Source organism: Sphingomonas rustica (genome assembly GCF_039652585.1).
GTDB classification, from domain to species: Bacteria; Pseudomonadota; Alphaproteobacteria; order Sphingomonadales; family Sphingomonadaceae; genus Sphingomonas; species Sphingomonas rustica.
Map to the genome: position 1 here is coordinate 182,435 of NZ_JBDIZK010000004.1, position 26,145 is coordinate 208,579.

General features: G+C 67.9%; 29 protein-coding genes. 8 read left to right on the forward strand and 21 right to left on the reverse strand.

Annotated elements, in window-relative coordinates; all coding sequences use genetic code 11:
• Window positions 1–59: 59 nt before the first annotated feature.
• Genes TPR58_RS08555 through ubiA form a run of 3 tightly spaced genes read right to left on the reverse strand, consistent with a single transcriptional unit; the run spans window position 60 to window position 3,136 of the window.
• Entirely contained in the window at window positions 60–836 is a 777-nt protein-coding gene (locus TPR58_RS08555; RefSeq protein ID WP_346246218.1) for a 3'(2'),5'-bisphosphate nucleotidase CysQ, read from the reverse strand.
• A complete protein-coding gene (locus TPR58_RS08560) occupies window positions 829–2,175 on the reverse strand; it encodes a TldD/PmbA family protein (RefSeq protein ID WP_346246219.1) in 1,347 nt (448 codons plus the stop codon). The genes TPR58_RS08555 and TPR58_RS08560 overlap by 8 nt, the downstream gene beginning before the upstream one ends.
• Before the next feature lie 31 nt (window positions 2,176–2,206).
• Window positions 2,207–3,136, reverse strand: a complete 930-nt coding sequence (ubiA, locus tag TPR58_RS08565) for a 4-hydroxybenzoate octaprenyltransferase (protein WP_346246220.1) — start codon at window positions 3,134–3,136, stop codon at window positions 2,207–2,209.
• A gap of 123 nt (window positions 3,137–3,259) precedes the next feature.
• Between ubiA and TPR58_RS08570 the strand changes: the two genes are divergently transcribed.
• From TPR58_RS08570 to TPR58_RS08580, 3 genes are all read left to right on the forward strand, one after another.
• Window positions 3,260–4,009: an EF-hand domain-containing protein gene (locus TPR58_RS08570; RefSeq protein ID WP_346246221.1), complete on the forward strand. Its 750-nt coding sequence runs from the start codon at window positions 3,260–3,262 to the stop codon at window positions 4,007–4,009.
• 61 nt (window positions 4,010–4,070) lie between these two features.
• Window positions 4,071–4,814 (forward strand): 16S rRNA (uracil(1498)-N(3))-methyltransferase, encoded by a 744-nt coding sequence (locus TPR58_RS08575; RefSeq protein ID WP_346246222.1) that lies wholly within the window; start codon window positions 4,071–4,073, stop codon window positions 4,812–4,814.
• Window positions 4,815–4,870: 56 nt separating this feature from the next.
• Window positions 4,871–6,244, forward strand: a complete 1,374-nt coding sequence (locus TPR58_RS08580) for a glutamate--cysteine ligase (RefSeq protein ID WP_346246223.1) — start codon at window positions 4,871–4,873, stop codon at window positions 6,242–6,244.
• A 9-nt stretch (window positions 6,245–6,253) separates the two neighbouring features.
• Here the strand turns inward: TPR58_RS08580 and TPR58_RS08585 are convergent, their stop codons facing one another.
• Window positions 6,254–7,567, reverse strand: a complete 1,314-nt coding sequence (locus TPR58_RS08585; RefSeq protein WP_346246224.1) for a methyltransferase family protein — start codon at window positions 7,565–7,567, stop codon at window positions 6,254–6,256.
• A 152-nt stretch (window positions 7,568–7,719) separates the two neighbouring features.
• Here TPR58_RS08585 and TPR58_RS08590 point away from each other — a divergent pair, with 152 nt between their 5' ends.
• From TPR58_RS08590 to TPR58_RS08600, 3 genes are all read left to right on the forward strand, one after another.
• Window positions 7,720–9,627, forward strand: a complete 1,908-nt coding sequence (locus tag TPR58_RS08590) for a M61 family metallopeptidase (RefSeq protein WP_346246225.1) — start codon at window positions 7,720–7,722, stop codon at window positions 9,625–9,627.
• Between the two features lie 34 nt (window positions 9,628–9,661).
• Window positions 9,662–10,201 (forward strand): inorganic diphosphatase, encoded by a 540-nt coding sequence (gene ppa, locus TPR58_RS08595; RefSeq protein ID WP_346246226.1) that lies wholly within the window; start codon window positions 9,662–9,664, stop codon window positions 10,199–10,201.
• Between the two features lie 81 nt (window positions 10,202–10,282).
• Window positions 10,283–10,933 (forward strand): DUF1345 domain-containing protein, encoded by a 651-nt coding sequence (locus tag TPR58_RS08600; protein WP_346246227.1) that lies wholly within the window; start codon window positions 10,283–10,285, stop codon window positions 10,931–10,933.
• A gap of 3 nt (window positions 10,934–10,936) precedes the next feature.
• On the opposite strand, the gene TPR58_RS08605 is transcribed toward TPR58_RS08600, so the two are convergent.
• Genes TPR58_RS08605 through ispG form a run of 5 tightly spaced genes read right to left on the reverse strand, consistent with a single transcriptional unit; the run spans window position 10,937 to window position 14,138 of the window.
• Entirely contained in the window at window positions 10,937–11,293 is a 357-nt protein-coding gene (locus TPR58_RS08605) for a TfoX/Sxy family protein (RefSeq protein ID WP_346246228.1), read from the reverse strand.
• Window positions 11,283–11,762 (reverse strand): GNAT family N-acetyltransferase, encoded by a 480-nt coding sequence (locus TPR58_RS08610; protein ID WP_346246229.1) that lies wholly within the window; start codon window positions 11,760–11,762, stop codon window positions 11,283–11,285. Before TPR58_RS08610 ends, TPR58_RS08605 begins: the two co-directional genes overlap by 11 nt.
• Window positions 11,759–12,658, reverse strand: a complete 900-nt coding sequence (locus TPR58_RS08615) for a DMT family transporter (protein ID WP_346246230.1) — start codon at window positions 12,656–12,658, stop codon at window positions 11,759–11,761. The genes TPR58_RS08610 and TPR58_RS08615 overlap by 4 nt, the downstream gene beginning before the upstream one ends.
• A complete protein-coding gene (locus TPR58_RS08620) occupies window positions 12,655–12,972 on the reverse strand; it encodes a hypothetical protein (protein ID WP_346246231.1) in 318 nt (105 codons plus the stop codon). Before TPR58_RS08620 ends, TPR58_RS08615 begins: the two co-directional genes overlap by 4 nt.
• A 41-nt stretch (window positions 12,973–13,013) precedes the next feature.
• On the reverse strand, window positions 13,014–14,138 hold the full coding sequence (gene ispG / locus TPR58_RS08625; RefSeq protein ID WP_346246232.1) for a flavodoxin-dependent (E)-4-hydroxy-3-methylbut-2-enyl-diphosphate synthase: 1,125 nt from the start codon (window positions 14,136–14,138) through the stop codon (window positions 13,014–13,016).
• A 238-nt stretch (window positions 14,139–14,376) separates the two neighbouring features.
• On the opposite strand from ispG, the gene TPR58_RS08630 reads away from it, so the two are divergent.
• Both TPR58_RS08630 and TPR58_RS08635 read left to right on the forward strand, forming a co-directional pair.
• Window positions 14,377–15,315, forward strand: coding sequence for an isoaspartyl peptidase/L-asparaginase family protein (locus TPR58_RS08630; protein ID WP_346246233.1), 939 nt, complete (start codon window positions 14,377–14,379; stop codon window positions 15,313–15,315).
• Window positions 15,312–16,163: a S1/P1 nuclease gene (locus TPR58_RS08635; RefSeq protein WP_346246234.1), complete on the forward strand. Its 852-nt coding sequence runs from the start codon at window positions 15,312–15,314 to the stop codon at window positions 16,161–16,163. Before TPR58_RS08630 ends, TPR58_RS08635 begins: the two co-directional genes overlap by 4 nt.
• 19 nt (window positions 16,164–16,182) lie before the next feature.
• On the opposite strand, the gene TPR58_RS08640 is transcribed toward TPR58_RS08635, so the two are convergent.
• The 12 genes from TPR58_RS08640 to tolQ all read right to left on the reverse strand — a co-directional run bounded on the left by TPR58_RS08640 (window position 16,183) and on the right by tolQ (window position 26,139).
• Window positions 16,183–16,974, reverse strand: coding sequence for an HvfC/BufC family peptide modification chaperone (locus TPR58_RS08640; RefSeq protein WP_346246235.1), 792 nt, complete (start codon window positions 16,972–16,974; stop codon window positions 16,183–16,185).
• Window positions 16,971–17,897 (reverse strand): MNIO family bufferin maturase, encoded by a 927-nt coding sequence (bufB, locus tag TPR58_RS08645; protein ID WP_346246382.1) that lies wholly within the window; start codon window positions 17,895–17,897, stop codon window positions 16,971–16,973. The genes TPR58_RS08640 and bufB overlap by 4 nt, the downstream gene beginning before the upstream one ends.
• 7 nt (window positions 17,898–17,904) lie before the next feature.
• A complete protein-coding gene (locus TPR58_RS08650; protein ID WP_346246236.1) occupies window positions 17,905–18,573 on the reverse strand; it encodes a hypothetical protein in 669 nt (222 codons plus the stop codon).
• A 32-nt stretch (window positions 18,574–18,605) separates the two neighbouring features.
• The gene (locus tag TPR58_RS08655) at window positions 18,606–20,234 is read right to left on the reverse strand and encodes a ferritin-like domain-containing protein (RefSeq protein WP_346246237.1); all 1,629 of its coding nucleotides are present in this window, start codon (window positions 20,232–20,234) and stop codon (window positions 18,606–18,608) included.
• A 162-nt stretch (window positions 20,235–20,396) separates the two neighbouring features.
• Window positions 20,397–20,690, reverse strand: coding sequence for a hypothetical protein (locus tag TPR58_RS08660; RefSeq protein WP_346246238.1), 294 nt, complete (start codon window positions 20,688–20,690; stop codon window positions 20,397–20,399).
• Between the two features lie 103 nt (window positions 20,691–20,793).
• Window positions 20,794–21,042: a type II toxin-antitoxin system antitoxin gene (locus tag TPR58_RS08665; protein WP_346246239.1), complete on the reverse strand. Its 249-nt coding sequence runs from the start codon at window positions 21,040–21,042 to the stop codon at window positions 20,794–20,796.
• 9 nt (window positions 21,043–21,051) lie between these two features.
• A complete protein-coding gene (locus tag TPR58_RS08670; RefSeq protein ID WP_346246240.1) occupies window positions 21,052–21,951 on the reverse strand; it encodes an SPFH domain-containing protein in 900 nt (299 codons plus the stop codon).
• A gap of 132 nt (window positions 21,952–22,083) precedes the next feature.
• On the reverse strand, window positions 22,084–22,590 hold the full coding sequence (gene pal, locus TPR58_RS08675; protein ID WP_346246241.1) for a peptidoglycan-associated lipoprotein Pal: 507 nt from the start codon (window positions 22,588–22,590) through the stop codon (window positions 22,084–22,086).
• Window positions 22,591–22,657: 67 nt separating this feature from the next.
• Window positions 22,658–24,031 (reverse strand): Tol-Pal system beta propeller repeat protein TolB, encoded by a 1,374-nt coding sequence (tolB, locus tag TPR58_RS08680; RefSeq protein WP_346246242.1) that lies wholly within the window; start codon window positions 24,029–24,031, stop codon window positions 22,658–22,660.
• Window positions 24,032–24,101: 70 nt separating this feature from the next.
• Entirely contained in the window at window positions 24,102–24,917 is an 816-nt protein-coding gene (locus TPR58_RS08685; RefSeq protein ID WP_346246243.1) for a cell envelope biogenesis protein TolA, read from the reverse strand.
• Window positions 24,918–24,999: 82 nt separating this feature from the next.
• On the reverse strand, window positions 25,000–25,443 hold the full coding sequence (tolR, locus tag TPR58_RS08690; protein ID WP_346246244.1) for a protein TolR: 444 nt from the start codon (window positions 25,441–25,443) through the stop codon (window positions 25,000–25,002).
• A 6-nt stretch (window positions 25,444–25,449) separates the two neighbouring features.
• Window positions 25,450–26,139, reverse strand: a complete 690-nt coding sequence (gene tolQ, locus TPR58_RS08695) for a protein TolQ (RefSeq protein ID WP_346246245.1) — start codon at window positions 26,137–26,139, stop codon at window positions 25,450–25,452.
• Between the last annotated feature and the right edge of the window lie 6 nt (window positions 26,140–26,145).

The window sequence follows — 26,145 nt, forward strand, 5'->3', positions numbered from 1 at the left end:
AGAGGAGCAGAGCCGCGCGCGGACCCCCGCTGAGTCGCGCTGATCGCGGTGGCGATGCGTTAGCGTTCGATCGCCGTCAGTGCCCGCTCGCGCAGCCGCTCGACCGCCGCCCGGTGGATTCCGGGAACGCTCGCCAGCACGCCGAAGGCCTCGGCGTCGGGCGAGTTGAAGCTCAGCGGCTCGCCCAGCGCGTCGCTGACCGCCGCACCGCTTTCGCGGGCGATCAGGATCGCCGCGGCGATGTCCCATTCATTGCCCCAGCGCAGCGATGCCACCAGATCGGCCTCGCCGGCCGCGACCATCGCGATGCGCAGCGCGATCGAATTGGGCTTGGTCACCGCGACCAGGTCCGAATCGACGCGGGGAAGCTGGTCGGCGGGCACCCGAGCCCCGGCCAGGACCTCGCGGCGCGCCGCGGCGATCTTCGCGCCGTTGCGCCGCGCGCCCAGTCCCATTTCCGCGACCCAATGTTCGTTGCGCGCCGGGGCATCGAGCACGCCGATCACCGGATAGCCGCGCTCGACCAGCGCCACCGCAACCGCCCATCCGGTGCGGCCGCGGATATAGTCGCGGGTGCCATCGATCGGATCGACCACCCACACCCGCTCGCGCCCGAGGCGTTCGGCACTGTCGACGGTTTCCTCGGACAGCCAGCCGGCATCGGGCGCCAGCGCCATCAGCTGGTCGCGCAGGAACGAATCGACCTCCAGATCGACTTCGCACACCGGGCTTCCCGGCACCTTTTCCCAGCGCTTGAAGTCCGTGCGCCAGCGCGACATCGCCAGCCGTCCGGCTTCGGCAGCGATCGACGCGACCCGGGCGCCCAGCTCAGTCACCGGCGATCGTCATCCCGTCGATCCGCACGGTCGGCGCGTTGATGCCGTAACGATGCTCGAGGTCGTTGGCCGGCACCAGCGCGCGGAACATGTCGCGCAGATTGCCGGCAATGGTGATCTCCGACACCGGGCGGGTGATCTCGCCCTTCTCGATCAGGAATCCGGCGGCGCCGCGCGAATAGTCGCCGGTCAGCCCGTTCACCCCCTGCCCGATCAGTTCGGTGACCAGGATACCGCGATCGATCTCGCCGATCAGGGTTTCGGCGGGGATCAGCCCCGCCTGCATATACAGGTTGCTGGGCGACGCGCCCGGCGCGCCCGCAATCCCGCGCGAGGCATGACCGGTCGGGTCCATGCCAAGCTGGCGCGCCGCCGCACTGTCGAGCAGCCAGGTCTCGAGCATGCCATTGTCGATGATCGAACGCGGCAGGACCGGCAGGCCCTCGCCGTCGAACGGGCGCGAACGCAACCCGCGCGGGCGGTGCGGATCGTCGCAGATGGTCACGCCCTTGGCGAACACCTGCTCGCCCAGTGCATGGAGCAGGAAGCTGGTCTTGCGGGCGATCGACGCGCCGGTGATCGCGCCGACCAGATGGCCGAGCAACCCGCCAGACACCCGGCGGTCGAACACCACCGGCATCGCCCCGCTGGCGATCCGTGCCGGGTTGAGCCGGGCGACGGCGCGTTCGCCGGCCCGGCGACCGATGGTCGAGGGCGCTTCCAGCGCGGTGGCATGGCGCGCCGAATGCCAGGCGCTGTCGCGCTCCATTCTGCCGCCTTCCCCCGCCAGGACGCTTGCCGAGATCATGTGGCTGGTGAGCGAATAGGCGCCGGCAAAGCCGTGGCTGGTGGCAAGTGCCGTCACCGATGCGCTGGCCGACGCGCTGCCGCCCTCGCTGTTGGTGACGCCCGCCACGGCGCGGGCCGCATCCTCGGCCTCGAGCGCACGGTCGCGCAGATCCTCCGGCCTCGACTCCCGGCCATCGTCGAGATCGAGCAGAGGAGGACTGCCGTGCAGCAACCGCGATTCGGGCGCCAGGCCGGCCCAGGGATCCTCCGGCGCTTCGCGCGCCATCGCGATGACCCGCTCGACCAGCGCATCCATCGAATCGGACGCCAGGTCCGAGGTCGAGACGCTGGCCGACCGGGTGCCGACGAACACCCGCAGTCCCAGTTCCTCGCTCTCGGACCGCTCGACATCCTCGAGCGCTCCCATGCGGACCGACACGCCCAGCTGGCGGTCGGCGATCATTACTGCATCGGCGGCATCGGCGCCCGCGCGGCGCGCACGCCCGACAATATCGGAAACCCGCTCGCAGGCCTGTTCGGTGGTCAGCATCACCGGGACTTAGGTATGCGGGGGCGCAGGGTCAAACCGTCTGCCCCACGACGAAGCATGCGGCAAACATCAGCAGCCCGGCGTAACGGTTCGCGCGGAACCGACGAAGCGCACCGGCGCCGTCCCGCGGCTGCAGCGTCGCGACCTGCCATGCGAGGTGACCAGCGACCGGCAGCAGGGCGACCAGCGCCAGCGCCTCGGGCCGCAACTGCCAGATGGCGGCGCCCCAGAGGATCAGCGCCAGCAGGTAGAAGCCGGCGACACCGGGGCGCACCCCGCTCCCCAGCCGCCGCGCCGACGACCGCACCCCGACCAGCGCATCGTCCTCGACGTCCTGAAGCGCATAGATGGTGTCATAGCCGATCACCCAGAAGATCGAGCCGGCATAGAGCAGCAGCCCGGGCGTCCAGCCCCAGTTGGCGGTTCCCGCCTGCGCCCAGGCGACCGGCGCCGCCCAGGAGAACACCATGCCGAGCCATGCCTGGGGCCACCAGGTGATCCGCTTCATGAAGGGATAGGCGGCGACCAGTGCCAGGCTGCCCAGCGCGACGATCGCGGCGGTCAGGCTCAGCTGCACCAGCACGACGAGGCCGATCAGGCACAGGAACACCAGCCACGCCCAGGCGGCCTTCAGGCTTACCGCACCGCTGGCCAGCGGCCGGCTGCGGGTACGGGCCACCTGCCGGTCCAGGTCGCGGTCGACGATGTCGTTATAGACGCAGCCCGCCCCGCGCATCGCGATGCTGCCCAGCAGGAACCACAGGATCAGGTCCCAGCGATCGATCGCGGCGCCAGCCAGCGCGATTGCCCAGGCACCCGGCCAGAACAGCAGCCACCAGCCGATCGGCCGGTCGAACCGCGCCAGCAGGGCAAATGGCCGCACCCGCGCCGGCAGCAGGCGGGTCAGCCCGCGATACTCGGTGTCGGGAACGATCTCGGGCGCTGCGTCGGTCGGAGCCATGGCCTGTCCTTCGCCCGCGACTGTCGCAGGTCAAGCTCTGAAACGCGTTGCAACATTCGGGAACAGTGTCGCGATCCGCCGCGGATAGCGCGTGGCCGTCATCGCTCGACTTCGGGGAACAAGATGCGTCACCTCGCCCTTTTCATGATCGCCCTTGCCACCGCCGGATGCGCTGCGCGCGGGGGTCATCCGGACTTCCATCGCTGGCCGCCGACGGGCGGGCCGGGCATGCCGCCGGAGGGTGCAGGCCCCGGAATGCGGCCGGGCGGCGGACTGTTGTTCGTCAGCCCGATGGGCGAACCGTTTCGCGCGCACCCCGGCGACACCCCACCGCAGGAACGCTGGTTCGCCGGCGCAGACCGCGACGGCGATGGCGCGATCACCCTGGCCGAGTTCGTCGCCGACGCGCAGCGCGTCTTCAGGCTGCTCGACCGCAAGGCGGATGGCGAGATCGATCCTGACGATATCGAGGCCTATGAGACCGTCCTGCTCCCCGAGATTCGCGTTGCCAGTGCCGGTGGAGGTGGCGGCCGCAGCGCGCCACGCGGTCCAGGCGGGCCAGGCGGCGGCCCCGGCGGTGGCAGCCCCGACGGCAGTGGCGAGCGAACCGGCAGCCGCATCAGTTCGCGTGGACCCGGAATGGGCGGCGGGAAGCAGGGCGCGGGCCGTTTCGGCTATCTCGACTATCCGCAGCCGGTGATCGCCGCGGATCGCAATTTCAACCGCGGCATCGACCCCGACGAGTTCACCCTGGCTGCGCGTCAGCGCTTCGCGATGCTCGACGTCAATCGCGACGGGAAGCTCGTGCGCGACGAACTGCCCAGGCTGAGGCCCGCCCGCGCAGGCGGACCGCCTCGCCGGCCGCCCGAATGAGCCGCCGCCTCGACGACCGGCGACGGGGTGACGCGGACGGTGCCGCGCGGTAAGCGGCGTCATGCCCGCTACCCCCGCCTGGCCGCCACAATCCACCCCCCGCCTGTTCGTCGACCAGCCGCTGGCGCAGGGCATGCAGGTCCGCATCGACGGCGGGCAGGCGCATTATCTCGTCTCGGTGATGCGGATGAAGGCGGGCGATCCGGTCAAGCTGTTCGACGATCGCAGCGGAGAATGGCTGGCCACCGCGGCGCAGATCAGCAAGCGCGACCTGATTCTCGATCTCGTCGAGCGGCTGCGCGAGCGGGAAGCGGTGCCCGACCTGTGGCTGTGCGCTGCGCCGATCAAGAAGGGGCGAATCGACTGGGTCGCCGAAAAGGCCTGCGAGCTGGGCGTCGACCGGCTGGTGCCGGTGCTGACCCGCCGAACCGTGATCGACCGGCTGAATCTCGACCGGCTGCGCACGCACATGATCGAGGCGGCCGAGCAATGCGGCCGCACCGCGCTGCCCCGGCTCGACGAACCGGTGAAGCTGGCCGCGCTGCTGCGCGACTGGCCCGCCGACCGCGCCCTGTTCTTCGCCGACGAGACCGGCGGTGCGCCGGCGCTGGAGGCGATGCGCGCAACGCCCGGCCCGGCGGCGATCCTGATCGGTCCCGAGGGCGGATTCGATGCGGCGGAGCGCGAGGCGATCCGCGCGCTGCCCACGGCCGTCGGCATCGCGCTGGGCCCGCGCATCCTGCGCGCGGAGACCGCGGCGGCCGCCGCCGTCAGCCTGTGGATGGGAGCCGCGGGCGACTGGTGACCGACCGGTACAGATTGGCTCTGGCGCGGTCATTCGGCCGCAGCTAAAGGCGCGACATGAGCACGAAGACCGTTTCAGACAGCAACTCTCCGGTCATCGAGCACCGCAGCCAGCTGATCGACTATTTCTCCGGCGGCGAAAAGCCGGTCGACCGGTGGCGGATCGGCACCGAGCACGAGAAATTCGTGTTCTCGACTGCCGATCATCATGCGCCCAGCTATGACGAGCCCGGCGGCATCCGCGACCTGCTGATGGCCCTGACCGAGTTCGGCTGGACCCCGGTCGAGGAGGGCGGGAAGGTCATCGCGCTGTCCGGCCCCGACGGCACGGTCAGCCTCGAGCCTGCCGGCCAGCTCGAACTGTCGGGCGCGCCGCTCGACAATCTGCACCAGACCTGTGCCGAGGCGGGGCGCCACCTCAAGCAGGTGAAGGCAGTCGGCGACCGGCTGGGCCTCAGCTTCCTCGGTCTCGGCATGTGGCCGGACAAGACGCGCGCCGAGCTGCCGATCATGCCCAAGGGCCGCTATCGCATCATGCTGGACCATATGCCGCGCGTCGGCAGCCTGGGTCTCGACATGATGCTGCGCACCTGCACGATCCAGGTGAATCTCGACTATGCGTCCGAAGCCGACATGGCGAAGAAGTTCCGCGTCGGGCTGGCGCTGCAGCCGCTGGCGACCGCATTGTTCGCCAACTCCGCCTTCACCGAGGGCAAGCCCAACGGCCTGCTCAGCTTCCGCTCGCACATCTGGTCGGACACCGATCCTGCGCGCACGGGCATGCTGCCCTTCGTGTTCGAGGACGGCTTCGGCTATGAACGCTATGCCGACTATGCGCTCGATGTGCCGATGTACTTCGTCTACCGCGACGGCAAATATATCGACGCCGCCGGCCAGAGCTTCCGCGACTTCCTGAAGGGCGAACTGCCCGCCTATCCCGGCCACAAGCCGACGATGGACGACTGGGCCGATCATCTTTCGACCGCCTTTCCCGAAGTCAGGCTCAAGACCTTCCTCGAGATGCGCGGCGCCGATGGCGGCCGCTGGGGCCGGATCTGCGCGCTGCCCGCCTTCTGGGTCGGGCTGCTTTACGACCAGGGTGCGCTCGACGCGGCTTGGGACCTGGTCAAGGACTGGGACATGAGCGCGCGCCAGGCGCTGCGCGATTCGGTACCGGCGCTCGCACTCGATGCCCCGGTGCCGGGCGGCCGCAAGCTGCGCGACATCGCCGGTCAGGTGCTCGACATCGCCCATGCCGGTCTGGCGGCGCGCGCGCGGCTGAACTCGTCGGGCGATAACGAGACGGGCTTCCTCGATCCGCTGCGCGAGATCGTGCGGACCGGCAAGGTGCCGGCGCAGGTCCTGCTCGACCGTTTCAACGGCGACTGGGCGGGCGACATCACCCGCGTCTATGACGAGGCGCGCTTCTGAGGCGCGGCCTCAGGCGCGTTCGCGCCTGCCGAACCCGCCGGCCGCCCAGGCACAGAAGCGCGGCACCGGCGCATTGCGCGTCATCCAGGCGCTGTATTCGGCATAGGCGGGGTCCATCCCCAGATGGCGCTCCTCGGTCTTGGCGCGCCAGAAATACACGCCGCTGACCACTGCCATCACGAAGCTGTTCGACGCCGCGTCGGACCAGCTTCCGGTGGTCGCGAGGAACGGCAGGGTCGAGAGCCACCAGAACGCATTCTTGGCCAGATAGGCCGGGTGGCGCGTCCAGGCATAGGGCCCATGGGTCAGCACGCCCCGGTGGGTCAGGTTCGAGAAGCGGATGCCGAACGCAACGGTCGCCCAGGCATAGATTCCGGTCAGCGCGACCAGTATCGTACCGATCCCGGCCAGGATCCACGGATGCGCGGCGAACCAGTAGCTCCAGTCCGCCGTGCCGGGATGATAGTTGAGCGGCCCGCCTTCGCCCATCAGCAGGAAGGGCGGGTAGCAGATCAGCGCCGCGGTCCATCCCACCGCATTGGGATTGGCGGTCCGGATGTGGCTGTCGAGCGGGCGGAAGGTCAGGATATAGCCCGCGGTCGCGAAGGCGACGTCGATCACGAACATGAAGGCGATGCAGTAATTGGCCAGCGCCACCGGATCGCCCGGCAGGCGCGACAGGTCCCAGCTGACGAATTCGCCGAACCCGGGCGGCACGATCGCGATCATGAAGGCCAGGAAGAAGCCCTTCACCGCCCAGCTGCGCAGATGGTTCCAGATCAGCGACCGGTCCTCGATCCGGCCGTTGCCCATCGCCCAGGTGCCCAGCGCCCAGGCCCCGTCGCGCGGCTCGACCAGGTGACGGTCGAGCCACAGCACATAGGGAATCGACGCAAGGAACAACCACGGCGCGATCGTCTCGAAACACCACATCGAGAAGGGGAAATTGGTGAACCGGTCGTCCCACCAGAAGCGGCAGCCGGCATAGATCACCGCCATCCCGCCCCAGGTCAGCCACAGTCCGGCCAGCTTGGTCATGCTGATCTCGCGCGTCTCGCGCCACGATCGGGCCAAGGCCCAGTCGATCCCGGTACTGGCATTGCGGTGCACCTTGTCGACGATCACCGACCATAGCAGCATCGGCACGCCGACCGCGGCGACATTGGCCAGCGCCGCAAAGGGCCCGTTCAGCTCATAATGCGACGCGACGACCAGCCAGGCGATCATCCCGGCAAGTCCGACCAACCCGACGGCGCCGCTCACCGCCGATCGGGGCCTGGGATCGGCCTTGGCCGTGCGGGCGAGTTCGGGATCGTGATACATCGCGGCGATGCTTAGGCGGCAATGGTTAGGGACCCGTGAACCCTGTTTGCCCCCTCCGCCGAGGTCGGAAATCCGCCAGAAACGTGCGCGGCTTTACTCGCCCGCTTCCGCCCGCCTATCTGCCCGGCATGACATGTTTCGAAAGGCCCCAGATGCGCCGTCTGTCCCTGATCGCCACGCTTCTCCTCGCCTCGGTTAGTCCCGCCCTCGCCCAGAATTCGGCGCCGCAGCCGCTGCCGATCGTCGACACGATCCCTGCGGCGCAGGACCGCCCCTATCCCGGCACGATGCTGCTCGACATCGACGCGACCGACACCCAGCGCGGCATCTTCCGCGTGAAGCAGACGATCCCGGTGGCGAAGGCCGGCCATATGGTGCTGCTCTTCCCCGCCTGGCTGCCGGGCGCGCACGCCCCGCGCGGCCAGATCGAGAAGCTCGCCGGGCTGAAGATCCGCGCGAACGGCAAGATCGTCCCCTGGACGCGCGACACGGTCGATGTGTTCGCCTTTCATATCGACGTGCCGGCCGGCGCGCGGAAGCTCGATCTCGACTTCCAGTTCATCTCGGCGACCGCACCGAACCAGGGCCGAATCGTCATGACGCCGACGATGCTCAACCTCCAGTTCAACTCGATGAGTCTCTATCCGGCGGGCTATTTCACCCGCCGCATCCCGGTGCAGGCGACGGTGAAATATCCCGCCGGCTGGACCGCAGCCTCCGGCCTTCCCGCCAAGGTCCAGGGGCAGGTCTACAGCTATGAGAAGACCGATTACGACACGCTGGTCGATTCGCCCGTCTTCGCCGGCCGCTATTATCGCGAATTCCCGCTGTCGCCGCGCGTCGACCTCAACGTCTTCGCCGACACGGCCGAGGAACTGAACGCCAAGGACTGGCAGATCGACCTGCACAGGAAGCTGGTCGAACAGACGGTCAAGGCGTTCGGTACCGAACATTATGACCATTACGAGTTCCTGCTCGCCATCTCCGACCAGATCGGCGGCATCGGGCTGGAGCATCATCGCAGCTCGGAAAACCAGGTCGAGCCGGGCTATTTCATCAAGTGGGACGACGGGCTGACTGACCGCAACCTGCTGCCGCACGAATATAGCCATAGCTGGATCGGCAAGTTCCGCCGCGGCGCCGACGCCTTCACCCCCGACTTCCGCACCCCGATGCGCAACAGCCTGCTGTGGGCCTATGAGGGGCAGGACCAGTTCTGGGGCTATGTCCTGGGCGCACGCTCGGGCCTGTTCACCAAGCAGGAGACGCTCGACGCGCTGGCCGGGATCGCCGCCAGCCTGGACAATCGCCCGGCACGCCAGTGGCGCAACCTGGTCGACACCACCAACGACCCGATCATCTCGGCGCGCCGGCCCAAGGGCTGGACGAGCTGGCAGCGATCGGAGGATTATTACAACGAGGGCCTGCTGGTCTGGCTCGAGATCGACTCGATCCTGCGCGCCCGGTCGAACGGCACGAAGTCGATCGACGATTTCGCCCGCGCGTTCCTGGGGCTTCGCGATGGCGACTGGGGCGTCGTCACCTATACGCTCGACGATGTCGCGCGCGGCCTGAACGATGTCGTCCCGTGGGACTGGAAGGTCTTCCTCTTGAAGCGCCTGACCGAGACCGGCGATCGCGCACCGCTCAACGGCCTGACCGGCAATGGCTATAAACTGGTCTTCACCGACACGCCCACCTCCTGGTTCAAGGCGGGCGAGAAATCGCGCAGCCAGACCGACCTCAGCTATGGCCTGGGGCTGGTGTTCGGCAAGTCCGGCGCCATCGCCGGCGTGACCTGGGACAGCCCCGCGTTCGACGCCGGGCTCGACCTGGGGGACGAGGTCGTCGCTGTCGCGGGGATGGCCTATTCGTCGGATCGCATCAAGGCGGCGGTGCGCGACGCCGCCACGTCGAAGGATCCGATCCGCCTGACGGTGAAAAGCGGCGATCGCTACCGCGAAGTGGCCATCGACTATCATGGCGGACTTCGCTATCCGCGCCTCGAAAAGACGGCCGAGGGAGAGGCTGGTCTGGACAGGTTGCTCGCACCGCGGTGACGCGGACGGGCATCGCCTCTAGCAAGGTAAGAAGATGCGCATCGACCTGATTCCTGTGGGCGACGATCCGCCGCACAGCCTGAACGTGATCATCGAAGTCCCGACCGGCGGGGAGCCGGTGAAGTATGAGTTCGACAAGGCGTCGGGGGCGCTGTTCGTCGATCGCATCCTGCACACGCCGATGCGGTACCCGGCGAATTACGGCTTCGTGCCGCATACGCTGTCGCCCGATGGCGATCCGCTCGACGCGCTCGTCATCGCGCGCTCGCCCTTCGTGCCGGGCTGCGTCGTGCGCGCCCGTCCGATCGGCGTGCTCAAGCTCGAGGACGAGGCCGGCGGCGACGAGAAGCTGGTCTGCGTGCCCGTCGACACCACCTTCCCCTATTATGCGGATGTGGGCGAGCGCCAGGACCTGCCCTCGATCGTGCTCCAGCAGATCGAGCATTTCTTCAAACACTATAAGGACCTCGAGTCCGAAAAGTGGGTTCGCATCGGCCAGTGGGGCGATGCCGAAGAGGCTCGCCAGATCGTCCTCGAGGCGATCCAGGCCGCGAAGAACGCCAAGGACGCATAAGTTCGATCGGCCCGGCGGGTTGCGCTCGCCGGGCCGATCATCCTTGTGGCGGACCGTTCGAAACAGGCCTAGCGTGGCGCCATGGCCACCAAGAGCGAACCGCGCGGCATCGGCAATCTGATCGCCCCGCCGCGTTTCCTGCTGTTCCTCCTCGTCGTCGCGATCGGCTGCTGGCTGGCCATTCCGCCGCTGGGGCTCCGGCACGGCGTCATGGCCGGGTTCGACGCCGGCGCGGTCGCCTTCCTGATCGCCTTCAGCCCGCTGCTGTCGCACGAATCGGGCAGCATGCGCGCCTCGGCACGCCGCAACGACGCGAATCGCGTCGTGCTGCTGCTGATCACCAGCGCGGTCAGCGTCGTGATCCTCGTCGCCATCGCCTCCGAACTGATGCAGCGCCAGGCCCCGCATCCCACCTCGCTGGTGCTGATCGTCGGCACGCTGGCGATGAGCTGGCTGTTCTCCAACCTGATCTATGCGCTCCACTATGCCCACATCTTCTACACCGCCGCGGACGGCGGCGACGAAGGGGGGCTGGAGTTTCCCAAGACGTCCGAGCCCGACTATTGGGACTTCATCTACTTCGCCTATTGCCTGGGCATGACCTTCCAGACCAGCGACGTGTCGATCACCAGCGGGCGGATGCGCCGGGTGGTCACGCTCCACTGCCTGGCGGCGTTCGTGTTCAACCTCGGCGTGATCGCCTTCACGATCAACGTGCTCGGCGGATCCTGACGCTCAGCCGCGCCTGCGTTTCGGCTTCTTCGGCGGCGCGCGCCGGCCCGCCTCGATCGCGAGCATCGCCCAGCGCTGCAGCGTGTCCGCATCGTCATAGACGTCGTCGGGTGCGCGGCGATAGTTCATGCTGGCCGTGCGCCCCTTCATCTCCACGGTGAAGCGCCCGCACCCCTCGGCGTCCCAGATCTCGTCGCTTTCCGCATCCGCCTTGAACCACAGCGAGTCGAACGCGACGATCGCGAACGCCACCCCGTCGGCATAGAGCGCCGCGCCGCCGAACAGCCGCTTGTGCGTGATCGTGCCCAGCGGCTCGGCCGCTTCCTTCACCCAGTCGATCAGGCCGGTGTCAGCGGCCATCGGCCAGACGGGCGATCGCGTCGCCCTCCATGCGCCAGCGCTCCCACCCGTCGACCGACGCCGCGCCGATAGAGCGGTAGAAGCCCTTGCCCAGCTCGTTCCAGTCGAGCACCGACCATTCCAGCCGTACGCCGCCGCGCTCGACGACCAGCGCCGCCAGCCGCGACAGCAGCGCCCGGCCCAGCCCCGACCCGCGCGCATCTGGCTCGACGAACAGATCCTCCAGATAGATGCCCGGCTTCCCCTCGAAGGTCGAAAAGGTCTGGAAGAACAGGGCGAAGCCCTTCGGCTCGCCATCCACCTCGCCGATGATCACCTCGGCCGCGGGATGCGCACCGAACAGGTGACGGCCCAGCGTGTCGAGGTCGAAGCGCACCTCGTGGCTCAGCTTCTCGTACTCGGCCAGCTTGCGGATGAAGTCCGCGACCAGCGCCAGGTCGTCCGGCGCCGCCGCGCGTATCTCGATCATTGCAGTCCAGCCTCCGCTTCCGGCGCGCCCGATTGCCGGCGCACCGCCATCAGGCATCCTGCGACGATCAGCAGCGTCCCTGCAACCGTTGCCGGGGTCAGCGGCTCGCCGAACCAGATCCAGCCCATCGCCGCCGCCCAGATGAACGCCGTATACTCGACCGTCAGCAGCACCTGTGCCTCCGCCCTGGCATAGGCCCAGGACAGAAGCAGCAGCGACGCGATCGCCAGCACCGCGGCACCGACGATGCCGGGCCAATGCTGCGCCGCCGGCACCGTCAGCAACCAGGGCGACGGGACCGCCAGCATGCCGAGGACGAACAGGTTCTGGAAGAACGCGATCTCCAACGGCCTGGCGATCTGTGCCTGGTGCCGCGCCACGACCAGATTGACCGCATAGAAGATCGCCGAGACCAGGATCGCGCCCATGCCCAGCAGCGTCTCGTGGCTGTGCGTCCCGCCGATCCGACCGGCCACGACCACGCCGACCCCGGCCAGCCCCAGCAGCGACCCTAGGACCGATCGCCGACCGACCTTTTCCTTCAGCACCAGCGCCGCCAGCCCGAGCGCGATCAGCGGCGCGATGAACGACAGGGCGATCGCCTCCGCCAGCGGGACGCGCACGATCCCCCAGAAGAACGCCATCGCCATCACCGCGACCAGGATGCTGCGTCCGAAATGCACCTTCAGCGTCGCCCGCGACGGCAGGGTCGGACGCGCCAGCCCGTAGAGCGCCCCCGTCAGCGCCAGCGCCACCCCCAGCCGCCAGACGAGCATGTTGTAGGTCCCGATCCGGATCGACCCGGCCTTCATCACCGCGTCCATGACCGCATAGAGGGCGATGCCCGCGCATGCCGCCAGAAAGGCGGGAACGACCTGCGACCGGGCGGCCGTCATCGGCTGTCGCGACTGGCGGTGAGGAGGCGTGTCGCCCAGCGATCCAGGACGATCAGCAGGATGCCGCTCAACAGGATCGCGGCGGCAATCGCCGCGACCGGGGCGGCGATGTCGGGTCGCGCTGCCGCGATGCTGCCCAGCCGCAGCACGACAAGCAGGATCGCCACGATCGCGATCCGACGCAGCCAGGCGGCGGCCAGCCCCCAGCCGCCGTCATCGCCGTGCATCGCGACCAGCGCATAGCGCGCGACCATCAGCGCCGACACCAGGGTCAGCGTGTCGCCCAGTGCGGCGATCGGTTCGGATGCGGCCATGGCCGCCGCCTAGCGCGGCGCCCGGCGAAAGACGAGGGGGCTTATTCGGCCGCCTGCGTCGCCGCCTCGTTAGCGGCTTCGATCTCGGCCGCCTTGGCCTCGACCAGCCGGACGATGTGATTCACCATGTCGGCATCCTCGACATGATGGTCGGTCACGCCCGACAGATAGACCATGTGCTTGCCATTGCCACCGCCGGTGATCCCGATATCGGTTTCGCGCGCCTCGCCGGGGCCGTTGACGACACAGCCCAGCACCGACAGCGACATCGGCGTGCGGATATGCTGCAACCGCTCCTCCAGCGTCTGGACGGTGCGGATCACGTCGAACCCCTGCCGCGCACAGCTCGGGCACGACACCACGCGCACGCCGCGATTGCGGATGCCCAGCGACTTCAGGATCTCGAAGCCGACCCGGACCTCTTCTTCCGGTTCGGCCGAAAGGCTGACTCGGATCGTGTCGCCGATGCCGAACCACAGGAGCGAACCGATGCCGATCGCGCTCTTGACGGTGCCGCCGACGAAGCCGCCCGCCTCGGTGATGCCCAGGTGCAGCGGGCAATCGACCGCCTCGGCCAGCTGCTGGTAGGCGGCGACGGCCAGGAACACGTCCGATGCCTTCACCGCCACCTTGAATTCGTGGAAGTCGCGGTCCTGCAGCAGCTTGATATGGTCCAGCGCCGACTCGACCAGCGCCTCGGGACAGGGCTCGCCATATTTCTCGAGCAGGTCCTTCTCGAGGCTGCCGGCGTTCACGCCGATGCGGATCGCACAGCCATTGGCCTTGGCCGCGTTGACCACCTCGTTCACCCGGTCGGCGGATCCGATATTGCCGGGGTTGATCCGCAGGCAGGCGGCGCCGGCATCGGCGGCTTCCAACGCGCGCTTGTAGTGGAAATGGATGTCGGCGACGATCGGCACGCGCGAGGCGCGGACGATCTGCTTCAGCGCCGCGGTCGATTCGACGTCGGGACAGCTCACCCGGATGATGTCGACGCCGGCATCCTCGCAGCGCCGGATCTGGTCGATCGTCGCGCGCGCGTCGGACGTCAGCGTGTTGGTCATGGTCTGCACCGTCACGGGCGCATCGCCACCGACCGGCACGTTGCCGACCATGATCTGCCGCGATTGGCGGCGGTGAATGTCTCTCCAGGGGCGTATCGACATGCGCGCGCTATAGCGGTTCGGCCGGGCGAGGGAAACGGGCAAGCGACGTGCGATCCGGACGTGCGATCCGGACGTGCGATCCAGGCCGCATGAAAGGATCGCGCAGACCGGATGCAAAACCGGTCGATCCCCGGGACAGGCCCGCGGCTGGCAAGCGCGGACCGATCTGCTAAGGGCGCCGCTCCGGCGTGGCAGTTGCGCGCCCGGCCCCGTCTTGAAGCGTATTCGGAGTATCCTGATGTCCGTCGACCCCGCCCCTCGCTGGAGCCTCATGATCCATGGCGGCGCAGGGATCATCGAGCGCGACCGCCTGACGCCCGAACAGGCCGAGGCCGCCCACGCCGGGCTGGACGCGGCGCTCAGCGCCGGCACCGCGATTCTCGAAGCCGGCGGGTCCGCGCTCGATGCGGTTCAGGCGGCGGTCGAGGCGCTCGAGGACGATCCAGCCTTCAACGCCGGCCGCGGCGCGGTCTTCACCTGGGAGGGGCGCAACGAGCTCGATGCGGCGATCATGGACGGGCGCACCCGCGCGGCCGGCGCCGTCGCCGGCAGCACCACGACGCGCCACCCGGTCGCGCTCGCCCGCGCGGTGATGGCGCACAGCCCGCACGTGCTGCTCAGCGGCGAGGGCACCGATGAATTCGCGCGCGATCACGTCCTCGAACAGGTCGACAACAGCTTCTTCGCCACGACCGAGCGCCGCCGTCAGCTTGACGAGCTGAAGGCACGCAAGTCGAACTGGTTCGACGTCGACCTGAAATACGGCACGGTCGGCGCGGTCGCCTGCGACGGCGACGGCAATGTCGCCGCCGCCACCTCGACCGGCGGACTCACCGGCAAGCGCTGGGGCAGGATCGGCGACTCGCCGCTGATCGGCGCGGGCACCTATGCCGACAATCGTGCCGCCGCGATCTCGGCCACCGGCGCCGGCGAATATTTCATCCGCGAAGGCGTCGCACACGAAATCTGCGCGCGGGTCCGCTTCCTCGGCGAATCGCTTCAGCAGGCAGCCGATACGGTGATGGCGGAGACCAGGGAACTGGGCGGCACCGGCGGGGTGATCGTCGCAGGCCCGGGCGGCGAAACCGCCTGGAGCTTCACCACCCCCGGCATGTATCGTGCCCGCGCCGCCTCGACCGGCGAGCGGGTCATCGCTTTCTATGGAGACGATCAGTGAAGCGCTTCTTCCTGTTCCTGGCGGCGCTGGTCGCCGCGACCGTCACCGCAGCGACTCCGGCCAGCGCCTATTGGGAATATGGCCATGAGACCGTGGCCGCCATCGCGTGGAAGAACGTCACCCCCAGGACCCGCGCGGCGATCGACGCGCTGCTGAAGCGCCAGGGTCTGCTCGAGACCCCGACCTGCCCGGCCCGCTCGATCGAGCAGGCCAGCGTGTGGCCCGATTGCGTCAAGAAGCTGGGCGAGCGCTTCAACTATGCCTCGTCCTGGCACTATCAGAACGTCAATATCTGCAAGCCGTTCGACCTCAAGGCGCCGTGCAAGGACGGCAACTGCGTCTCGGCGCAGATCACGCGCGACATGAAGCTGATCAAGGACCCGACCGTCCCGGTGCGCGAGAAGCTGCAGGCGGTCATCTTCCTCGTCCATTTCGTCGGCGACCTGCACATGCCGCTTCATGCCGGCGATCGCGACGACCTGGGCGGCAACCGGGTCCGCGCCGCCTACGGGATCTACGCGCCGGAGCGTTTCAATCTTCACAGCCTGTGGGACGGCTGGCTCGCCGAGCGCGCGATTTCGACTCCGCCTTCGCTGGTCCGCACCTATTCGCCGGAGGAACGCGCGACGATCGCCGCGGGCAGCGTCGAGGACTGGAGCCGTGAGAGCTGGCAGGTCGCGCGCGACGTCGCCTATGCCAGCGCGCTGAATGGCGACCCGTGCGGCCCCGTGCCCGAGCGCGTCCGCCTGGACGATGCGACGATCGAGAAGCTGGTGGAGCCCGCCCGGCTCCAGGTCGAGCGCGGCGGCGTTCGCCTGGCACGGCTGCTCGACGAAGCCTTCGCCTGAACCGGATCGTCCGCCGGGCTCAGGCGCGGCGGACGAACAGGCCCCAGTCGATCCAGCGTGCGCGGATCCCGTCGCGCGCGTGCCAGGAGTCGCGCGTCCGCTGGACGTCGAGGCCGGAACGCGCCGCCACCCCGGCCAATGCCGCATCGACCGATTCGCCCGAATGGAGCCGGTGCAGGAAGGCGTGCTGCGTCTCGGTCAGCGGCACGGTGCGGGTAACATAGTCGGTCCGGACCAGCGCGACATGGCTGGCCATAGGCGGCGGGACCGCCGGAGTCTCCTCGCGCCGGACTGCATGATAATAGCTCGCTACCGGAAAGCCGTAGCTGCCGAGCGAGAAACCGCGCTGCAGGCGCAACCCGGCATCGGGCGTGTTCTGGTCGGCAAATGCCGTGCCTTCGTCGCCCTCCGCATCGAACAGGGTGAAGACCGCATATTCGAAGCGGGCGAGGTCGACCATGAAGTCGATCCAGCCCTCGCGCGCCGTCCTGTCAGGTCGGCTCGCCTCCATCCAGCCGGCAAACCGCCGGCCGAGATCATAGAGGCTGTGCCGCTCGGGCGGGCAATCGCGGATATAGTCGGCGACGAAATCGTCGAACAACGGCCGGCCGAGCGCATGGCAAAGCGCAGGAAACTGCTCGCGCATGCAGGCGGTGATGCGCAGCAGATAGCCGCGCTGGTAGATGGCCAGCCCATCCGCCGCCCCAAGGCGTCCGTCGCCGGCAAACAGCGCGGTCGCTGCCTGAGGATCGGCATCCGGCACGACCAGCGCGGCGTGCATGCGCTGCTGCAGGGCGGCCAGCCCGGTCACGCCACGTCCCGGAAGCAGTCGTCCATCGCCCGCGGCACCAGGAAGCCGATCGGATTGGAGACCCCCTCGCAACTCCCCTCGCGTTCCGGCGCGACTGCCTCTCCCGGCGCATCGCCCATGTAGCGCTCCGCCTTGCGCAGTTCGTCCAGGCAGGCATCGAAATCGGGAATCGCATCGTCCCATTCGAGCAGGGTCGAGGCGCCGCCCGTCCGCGCCCAGGCGAGCCGGAACAACGCCCACACTTCCGGCCGGACCGGCCGGTCGTGCGTGTCGATCACATGGCTGCCCATGTCCTGATGGCCGGCAAGGTGCATCTGCACCACCCGCTCGCAGGGATAGGCATCGAGATAGTCGAACGGATCGGTGCCGGCGTTGAAGCAGGACACATAGACATTGTTGACGTCGAGCAGCAGGCCGCATCCGGTCGCGTCGGTCAGCGCGCGCAGGAAATCCGGCTCGTCGATCGTCGAGTCGGCAAAACGGACGTAGCAGCTGGGATTCTCCAGGATCAGCGGCCGTTCGAGGATATCCTGCACCTGTCGGACGCGCGCCGCGACATGGGCCAGGCTTTCTTCGTTGAGCGGCATCGGCAACAGGTCGTGCGAGTTTCGGCCGTTGATCCCCGTCCAGCACAGATGGTCGCTGATCCAGGCGGGCCGAACCTCCGCTGCCAGCCGCTTGAGCGCGGCGAGATAGTCCCGGTCGAGCGGATCGGTGCTGCCGATCGACAGCGATACGCCGTGCAGCGCGATCGGATAGCGTTCTGCCACGGCGCGGATCACCGCGCGCGGCCGCCCGCCCGAGTCCATGAAATTCTCGGAAATCGCCTCGAACCACAGGTCGCGCGGCTCGCCCGACAGGATCGCCTCGAAATGCAGGTTGCGCAGTCCCAGCCCCAGTCCCAGCCGGGGCAGGCCGGTCAGCAGGTCCTCAGCTGCAGCCACCAGCCCCGCTCATCCCGCTCGACCCGCATGCGGTCATGTTGCCGCGCGACTCATTATCGGCGCTGATCCACAAATAGGTCGGTCCGGTCGCCGCGAACGCGGCCGGCGGCGCGCCCGGCGCGGCCGGCAGCGTCTGGCCCACGGGGATCGCACCGCCGGCCTGTTGCTGCTTCAATGCTTCCTGCGTCGCCTGCCAGTTGGCCTCGAACACCGCGCGGGCGCGCAGCCAGACGCTCTGGCCCTGGTTCGGACCGTTGGTGCTGAACCGTTCGGCATTGATCGGCGTGGCGCAGGACCCTTGCGACCGGCAGTCGTTGGCGCCTGGCGAGTTCATCTCCTCGCCGGTGCCGTACAGGCCGCATCCGCCCTGCCCCTTGCAGTCGTTCTGGACGTGGCAGGTATGGTCGGTGCCGGTCGAGCAATAGCCCTGACCGGCACAGGCATTGGGCCCATTGCCGCCCGGCGGTCCCGCGATGCCGAAGCGGTCAGATCCGGCACAGGCGTTCAGGCCCATGCAGGCATGGAGCGGCATCCCCTGCGGCTGCGGCCCGATCGTGCTCGGAAAGGCCGGCTCGGCGGCATAGGGATAGGGGGTCGGGACCGGAACGCCGGGCGGCGGTGCCGGAGTCGGGGGCGGGGTGATGCATGACGCCATGATCGTTCCTCTCGCAGAATGCAGTGACGGGGTCAGTTGCCCGCCCAATAGGGCCCGACATCGGGCAGGTGCATCGGGTGGCCGTCGGCACTGGTCTTGGTGATCGCCACGCCGACATAATAGATGACGTTCTGCATCACGCTGACCAGGTCGCCGTCCTTCTCGACCTTGGCTGCCTCCGCGGCGAAGTTGACCGTGTCCAGCGCCTCGGCGACCCGGTCGCCCGCCTCATCCGCCGACAGTTCGGCGATGATCGCCTTGGCTGCCTCCATCGCCTTGTTGCCATAGTCGGTCAGCCCGGCGAACGAATCGACGCGAAGGCCCAGCGACACATTCTCGAAGGTCGGGCCCATCATCGTGCCGGCATAGGCGCCCTCGCCGATCGGGATCTGGCGGATGGTGCGGATATATTTGTCCAGCACCCAGATCATCGAGCGGTGCAGCCCTTCGTTGAAGAACAGCTTCTGGCTGGCGGGCGGCACCAGGTAGATCGTCTCGGTCATGATCAGCATGTACTGGAAGCATGCGCTGCAGAAATTGGTGATGTCCGAATAGAGCGGCGGGTAATTGGCCGCGACCGGGCTGTCTGGCATGTCGACCAGCACTCCGGCGGCAAGCAGCTCGTCCTGCGTGACCGCGGGCTCGATCACCTCGGTCGGGGCGGGCGGCTGCGGCGGCCGCTGCTCGCTTGTCCCCGCATAATCGGCGAACTGCGCCTGAAGCGTCAGGAACTTCACATAGTGCGACGCCTCGTCCTTGGATGGGTCGTCGTCGGGGCCGGGGCCGATGTCCGGGATCGGCACGCCCTCCCCCTGGTCGCAGATCGTGTCGATCGCAGTCGCCGCATCCTGGATCGACTGGATCGCGATCAACTGGGTCGGACCGGCATGGCTGTCTTCGTAATCGGGATAGACCGCCGCCTCCGCGGCGCCCTGGACGCCGTCGGACCAGCTCGGCTTGGGCGCGGGCGGGGCGGGCTTCCACGGATCGAACCCGGCCGAGGGATAGATCGTATCGACATTGTTCGGCGAATAATTGAACGGCTGGATCGCATAGGCCCATTGGCCCTGCTGGAAATCCGCATCGGTCAGGAACTGCGTGCTCAGCAGGCAGCGGATATAGGAATAGAACTGGCCGATCGTATCCCAGTTGCTGTCCTGCGGTGGCGCATTCCACTGCTCGGGATATTCGATCTGGAGGAAGTGCCAAAGCTGCTCGAAGCCCAGCTTGGCCAGCGGGATCTTCACCGCGGTCTGCCCGTCCGGACCGACCGGTCCCTGCGGGTTGTGATAGGGCAGGCCGGTGGGATAGGAGGCCGGCGCATTGCCGTAGAGCTGAGGCGCGACACCCATCGAGAAGAGGACGTTCGACGACAGTGACATGTGGAGCATCTCCTCCACCGCCACGCTCATGATGATCCCGCCGGCCTTGTTGGCGAAGAGTTGCGCGTCGCTGATCGTCTCGCCGCTCTCGTTGTTCCGGACCAGCGAATAATAGGTGTAGAGATAGATCGGGATCGTCGCGAGCTCGATCTGGATCGCGGTCTGAAGGTCGTTCTTGAGCCGGGTCAGGACCTCGTCGCGCGTCCAGCTGGCATTGATCTGATCGACAAAGGCCTGTTCGGCCGCGGTCAACGGCGTGACCGGATCGGGTATCGTCATGGAGCCCCCCTCAGCGTCGCATGATGCTAGGATTGGGGACACCCAGGTGAACGCAAGCCCCGTTGGCTGCGCACCATATGCGACTGGGAGGACGCGGCAATGCGCGAACGAGTCCGTTTTGCGCGGCATTTCCGGCCGCCGCGGCGCGGTCGACGACAGCCTCTAGTCGTCGCGCGATCCCCAGCGCCACCGCCAGCCGCCTTCCGTCTTGGCAGCCGCCAGTGCGATGAATCCGACGGTCAGCGGCAGCAGCAGGATCCACAATAGCGGATCGAACTGCCGGCCGAGCTTGGCGACCAGCGCGGCGCCGGCCAGAAAGGCGAAGGTTGCGGCCCAGCCTTGCCACGAGGCTGGACTGGCACCGATCCCCAGGCGCTTCGGCCTGAACCAATATTCGGGCCTGCCACCCTCGGCGCCTGACCGGCTTTCGGTGCGTCCGCGGATATCGCCCGTCATGTGCTTCACATCCACAACATGCCGACGCCGATGCCGATAAAGGCCACCGACGCGGCAATCAGGAACTTGAGCTGCTCGGGGCTGGAATGAACCATCATGAACATCATGGCGTCTCCTCCTCGTTGAACGGATCGATCTCGTCTTCCGCGCCTGGCCGGGGCTTGGGCGGACGGCCGCGCTTGGCGCGTACCGGGGCGGCCAGCTTCACGCCGCGCCGGTTCAGTGCCTCGCGCAGCAGGCATTCGACCTGGGCGTTCACGCTGCGCAGGTCGGTCGCCGCCGCCCGCTCGATCGCCGCGTAGAGCGCGGGATCGAGGCGGAGCGCAAACGCCTTTTTGGGTGGAACGGTCACGCGGCCATCTTACTGATACAGCGAACCCGCATTGACGATCGGCTGGGTATCGCGCTCGCCGCACAGCACGACCATCAGGTTCGACACCATCGCCGCGCGCCGCTCGTCGTCCAGTTCGACGACATTCTTCGCGCTGAGCTGGTCGAGCGCCATCTCGACCATGCCGACCGCGCCCTCGACCAGGGTCTGACGGGCCGCGACCACCGCCTGCGCCTGCTGGCGTCGCAGCATCGCCCCGGCAATCTCCTGGGCATAGGCCAGATGCGTGAAGCCGCACTCGTCGACGGTGATGCCCGCGACCCGCAGCCTGGCGATCAGTTCCGTGCGCAGCTCGCCGCCAACCTGGTCGTGATTGCCGCGCAGCGTCACTTCCTGATGCTCGAAATCGTCATAGGGGTAGCGCGAGCCGATGGTGCGCACCGCCGCCTCGATCTGGACCACCACGAACGACTTGTAGTCGTCGACGTCGAACAGCGCCTGGGCACTGTCGGTGACGCGCCACACCACCTGCGCCGCCATCTCGATCGGATTGCCGCGCAGGTCGTTGACCTTGATCCGCTCGGAGATGATGTTGTTCGCGCGTACCGACAGCTTCTTCTTGGTCATCCACGGCCAGGTCCAGCGCAGGCCCGTGGTCCGGTCGGTGCCCTTATAGTCGCCGAACAGCGTGATCACGACCGCCTGGTTGGGCTGCAGCAGATAGAAGCCGATCGAGACGAAGGTGAACACCAGCACCGATGCGATCAGGACCCAGGGTGCCCAGGGCTGCACCTTGAGCTGCGTCGCCGAAAAGACCAGCACGACGAGTGCGACCAGCATCAGGACGAGCATGCCATAGCCGCTCGCCGTGCGTGCAGGCGTCTCGCTGCTCTGGCGCAGCGCGGGGCCGGCGCCATGGGTATCGACCATCTTTTCCTCCCTATATTGTGATATCACTTTTATATCGCTTCACACTCCGTTGCAAGCGGTATCGGCAGGCAAAGCAAAAGCCGCCGGAGCACGGGGCTCCGACGGCTTTCGATACGACCCGAGGGGTCGGGATCAGTTCAGGACGATCGTCACCGCACGGCGGTTGGCACGCCAGCTGGTCTCGTCCGAGCCCAGCGCGATCGGCCGTTCCTTGCCATAGCTGATCGTGGTGATGCGGCTCGGCGAGACGCCGCGCGAGGCGAGATAATTCTTCGCCGAATTGGCGCGGCGGTCGCCCAGGGCGAGGTTGTATTCGCGGGTGCCGCGTTCGTCGCAATGGCCCTCGATCGTGACGCGCGCATTGGGATTGGCGGTCAGCCATTGTGCCTGGCTTTCCAGGATGCGCTGCGCCTCGGCGTCCAGGTCATACTGGTCGAACCCGAAATTGACCGTATCGCTCAGCACCTCGCGCTTGAAGCGCTCGTTCAGCGGTCCCGCAATCTCGTCGCCGCTGCCGCCATTGTCGACGACGGGGCCCTGCTCGCTCGGCGCGACCGCCGTCGGCGGCACCTTCTTCGCGCAACCTGCGGTCGCGATCAGCGCGACGCCGAGCATCACGCCGGTCAGGGTCTTGGCCATGCTTCTTTCTCCTCTTCAGTCTCGATTACCCGCTGCCGGGCATGCGCGCACGCCCGGCCATAACGTTTCAGGGACGAATCGGTCCCCAGTTCGGATCGGAACCGTCCATCGGGGTCGGCGTGCGCCGCGCAAAGCCGCTGTTGACGTCCACGGACCACAGGTCGGGCCGGCCCGATCCCTGCGCCGCACGGAAGAACATCAGCACCCGGCCGTTTGGCGCCCAGCTCGGCGCCTCGTCGCCCCAGCTCTGGGTCAGCAGCTTCTCGCCGCCGCCCGACGAATTCATCACGCCGATGCGGAACGCGCCGCCGCCGGTGCGGGTAAAGGCGATCAGGTCGCCGCGCGGGCTCCAGACCGGCGTGGCATAGCGCCCGCCGCCGAAGCTGATCCGCTTCTGGTCGGACCCGTCGGCATTCATGACATAGAGCTGCTGCGTGCCGCTGCGATCGCTTTCGAACACGATCCGCCGGCCGTCGGGCGAATAGCTGCCGCCGGTGTCGATGCCGGGCGAGTTGGTCAGCCGCACCGGCTCGCCGCCCGATGCGGCGACGCGGTACAGGTCGATATTGCCCGCAACCGACATCGAGAACAGCACCCAGCGCCCGTCGGGCGAGAAGCGCGGCGCGAAATTCAGCGCCACGTTCGACGCAACCATCCGCGAATTGCGGCTGCCCATGTCGTAGATGTAGATCGCCGGCTTGCGGTTCTGATAGCTCATATAGACGATCGAGCGCTGGTCCGGCGAGAAGCGCGGGGTCAGCACGATCGTCTGGCCGTTGGTCAGGAACCGGTGGTTGGCGCCGTCATAGTCCATGATCGCCAGCTGCTTGATACGGCGGTTCTTGGGGCCGCGCTCGGCGACATAGACGATCTGGCTGTCGAAATAGGGGCCGTCACCGGTCAGCCGGGCATAGATTGCGTCGGCGCATTTGTGCGCGGCGCGGCGCCATTCGCCCGGCGACACGACGAAGCCCTCGCGGATCAACTCGCGGCGCGACGCGACGTCATAGACATAGCAGCCGACGGTCAGCGTGCCGTTGCCGTTGGCGCGGACATAGCCCTGTACCAGCGCCTGCGAGGCATAGGCGCTCCAGCTGTCGAAATTGGGCTGGTTCACTTCCGAAAAGGGAATCGGCCGTGCCGCGTTCGGGCCCACCGTCTTGAAGATGCCGGTATTGCGCAGATCCTCGTCGATGATCCGGGCGAGCTGGCGCCCCAGATCGTCCGTCGATCCCGCCGGGGTCGAAGCGACCTGGTTGGTCGGCATGACCGGAATGATGATCGGCAGCGCGCTGGTGCGGCCACCTTCAACGTCCACGATCAGCTGGTCGTCCTGCGGCGGCGGCGTCTGTCCGGCCGGGGGTGGCGTGACCGGCTGATCCTGCGCAAGGGCGGGTACTGCGCAGGCCACCAGCGCCGCTGCCGCGACCGCTTTGAACATCTGTCTCATCGTTTTGGCCTCATCTGCTCGGTCGATATCCAAAAATCAGCGTCTCGCGGTGCCGCGTCACTCATCCGGTCAGCCGGTAGCGCAACGTGAACACCTTCCACCCGCCCGGCACGTCATACAGTTCCTGCGGCAGGTTGCGCAGCGGCGAACAGCCGGCGAAGATCGCCTGGACCGCATCGTCGACACGATCGACATAGCGGCGGTTCGCGTCGGTCACGCCTTCGTGCCCCGTGACCCTGACCGGGCCGGCAAGCGATCCGTCGCGGTTCAGCCGCAGCTGGACGATCGCGCGGATCTGCGACGCCTCGGCAGCCGGCAGCACCTGGCGATCGGCGCACGGCTGGACCTGGCGCGCGATCGCCGAGCCGATGTTGCTTCGTGCGGCACCGGTCATCGTCGCCTGCGACTTCTGGCCCGTCCCCTGGCTGGGCTGCGTCGCCGGGCCGGTGCCCAGCTTGCTGCCCCATTGCCGGAAATCGTCGCTGACCCGCGGGTTGCGGCTCGGCTGCTGCGCCGGCCGGGTCGACGGCTTTGCCGCCGTCGTGCGTTCCGGGCGCGGCTGCGGCTGCGGTTTCGTTGCCGGCTTCGGCGCCGGCTTTGCCGGCTCGGGCTTGGGCTGCGGCTTCGGCTTCGGCTGCGGCTTCGGCTCGGGCTTCGGCTCCGGCTGGCGTTCGGGCTGTGGCTCGGGCGCAGGTGCGGGCTCGACCGGCGCGCTGTCGGGCGTGGCGGTTTCGTCGCCCTGCTGCGGCGCGGGCGGCTCGCTGCTCGGATCGGGCGCCGCACTGACGAGGCCGACGTCGTCCGACAGCGTCACTTCGATCGGCTGTTCGGTCGGCTCGGGCGGCGGCGTCACCTGGTTGAGCGCGAGGTAGAGCAAGGCCGCGACGATCGCGCCGTGCGCGACCGTCGAGAGCGCAAGACCGCCCAGTTCGGAACGACGGATCAGGTCGGCCTCCCGGTCACTTCTTGCCCGCGGGGTTGCTGACCAGCTGGACCCGGTTCAGCCCCGCGCGATTGAGTTCGCCCAGCACCGACATGACCTTGCCATAGTTGATCGCCTGGTCGCCGCGCATCAGGACCAGCGGCGGGCGGCCGTCGGCGTCGCGACGATTGGCGGCGATATCGCTCAGCCGCGCGCCCAGCGCCGCCTCGGTCACCGGGTCCGAATCGATGAAGATCTGCCCCTGGGTGTCGATCGAGACCTGAACCGGCTTGCTGTCCTGCTCGAGCGGCTTGGCCTTGCTCTCGGGCAGGTTCACCGGGACCCCGGCGTTCATCAGCGGCGCCGTCACCATGAAGATGATCAGCAGCACCAGCATCACGTCGACCAGCGGCGTGACGTTGATCTCCGCCATCGGCGTGCGCCGGCCGCGGCCGCGCTTGGAGGGAAGGTGCATCGCCATCGCGGGTTATGCCTCCAGCTCGAGCCTGCGGCTGAGCGTCGCGTGGAAGCCGTCCGCAAAGCGGTTCAGCCGCTGCTCGACGCGATTGATGCGGTGGCTGAACGCATTGTACGCGATGACCGCCGGGATCGCGGCCGCCAGGCCGATCGCGGTCGCGAACAGCGCCTCGGCGATGCCCGGCGCCACGACGGCGATCGATGAGCTTTCGGCCCCGGCAATGCCCATGAAGCTGTTCATGATGCCGACGACGGTGCCGAACAGGCCGACAAACGGCGCGACCGACCCGACCGTCGCCAGGAAGCTCAGCCGGTCGGCCAGCCGATCGATCTCGTTGGCGGTCGCCGCGCCCATCGCCGTCGCCAGGCGCTCGCGCGTCGCCTCGCGGTCGATCGACTTGCCCGAGGTCGAGCGCCGCCATTCGCTGACCCCGGCCGAGAAGATGCGCGCGATCGGCTGGTCGCGCACTGACACGCGACGGTGGAACTCGTCGATATCATCGGCCTCGCGATATTCGATCTCGAACGCGTCGATCGCCTTGCGAACGCTGCCGATCCGCGTGCCGAAGCTGAAGATGATCGCCCAGCTCCACAGGCTGGCGAGCACCAGCCCCGCCATCACGATCTGGACGACGATGCTGGCGTTGAGGACCAGATGGGTGAGGGACAGGCTGCTGCTCGGATCGACGGGCACACTCATGATCGG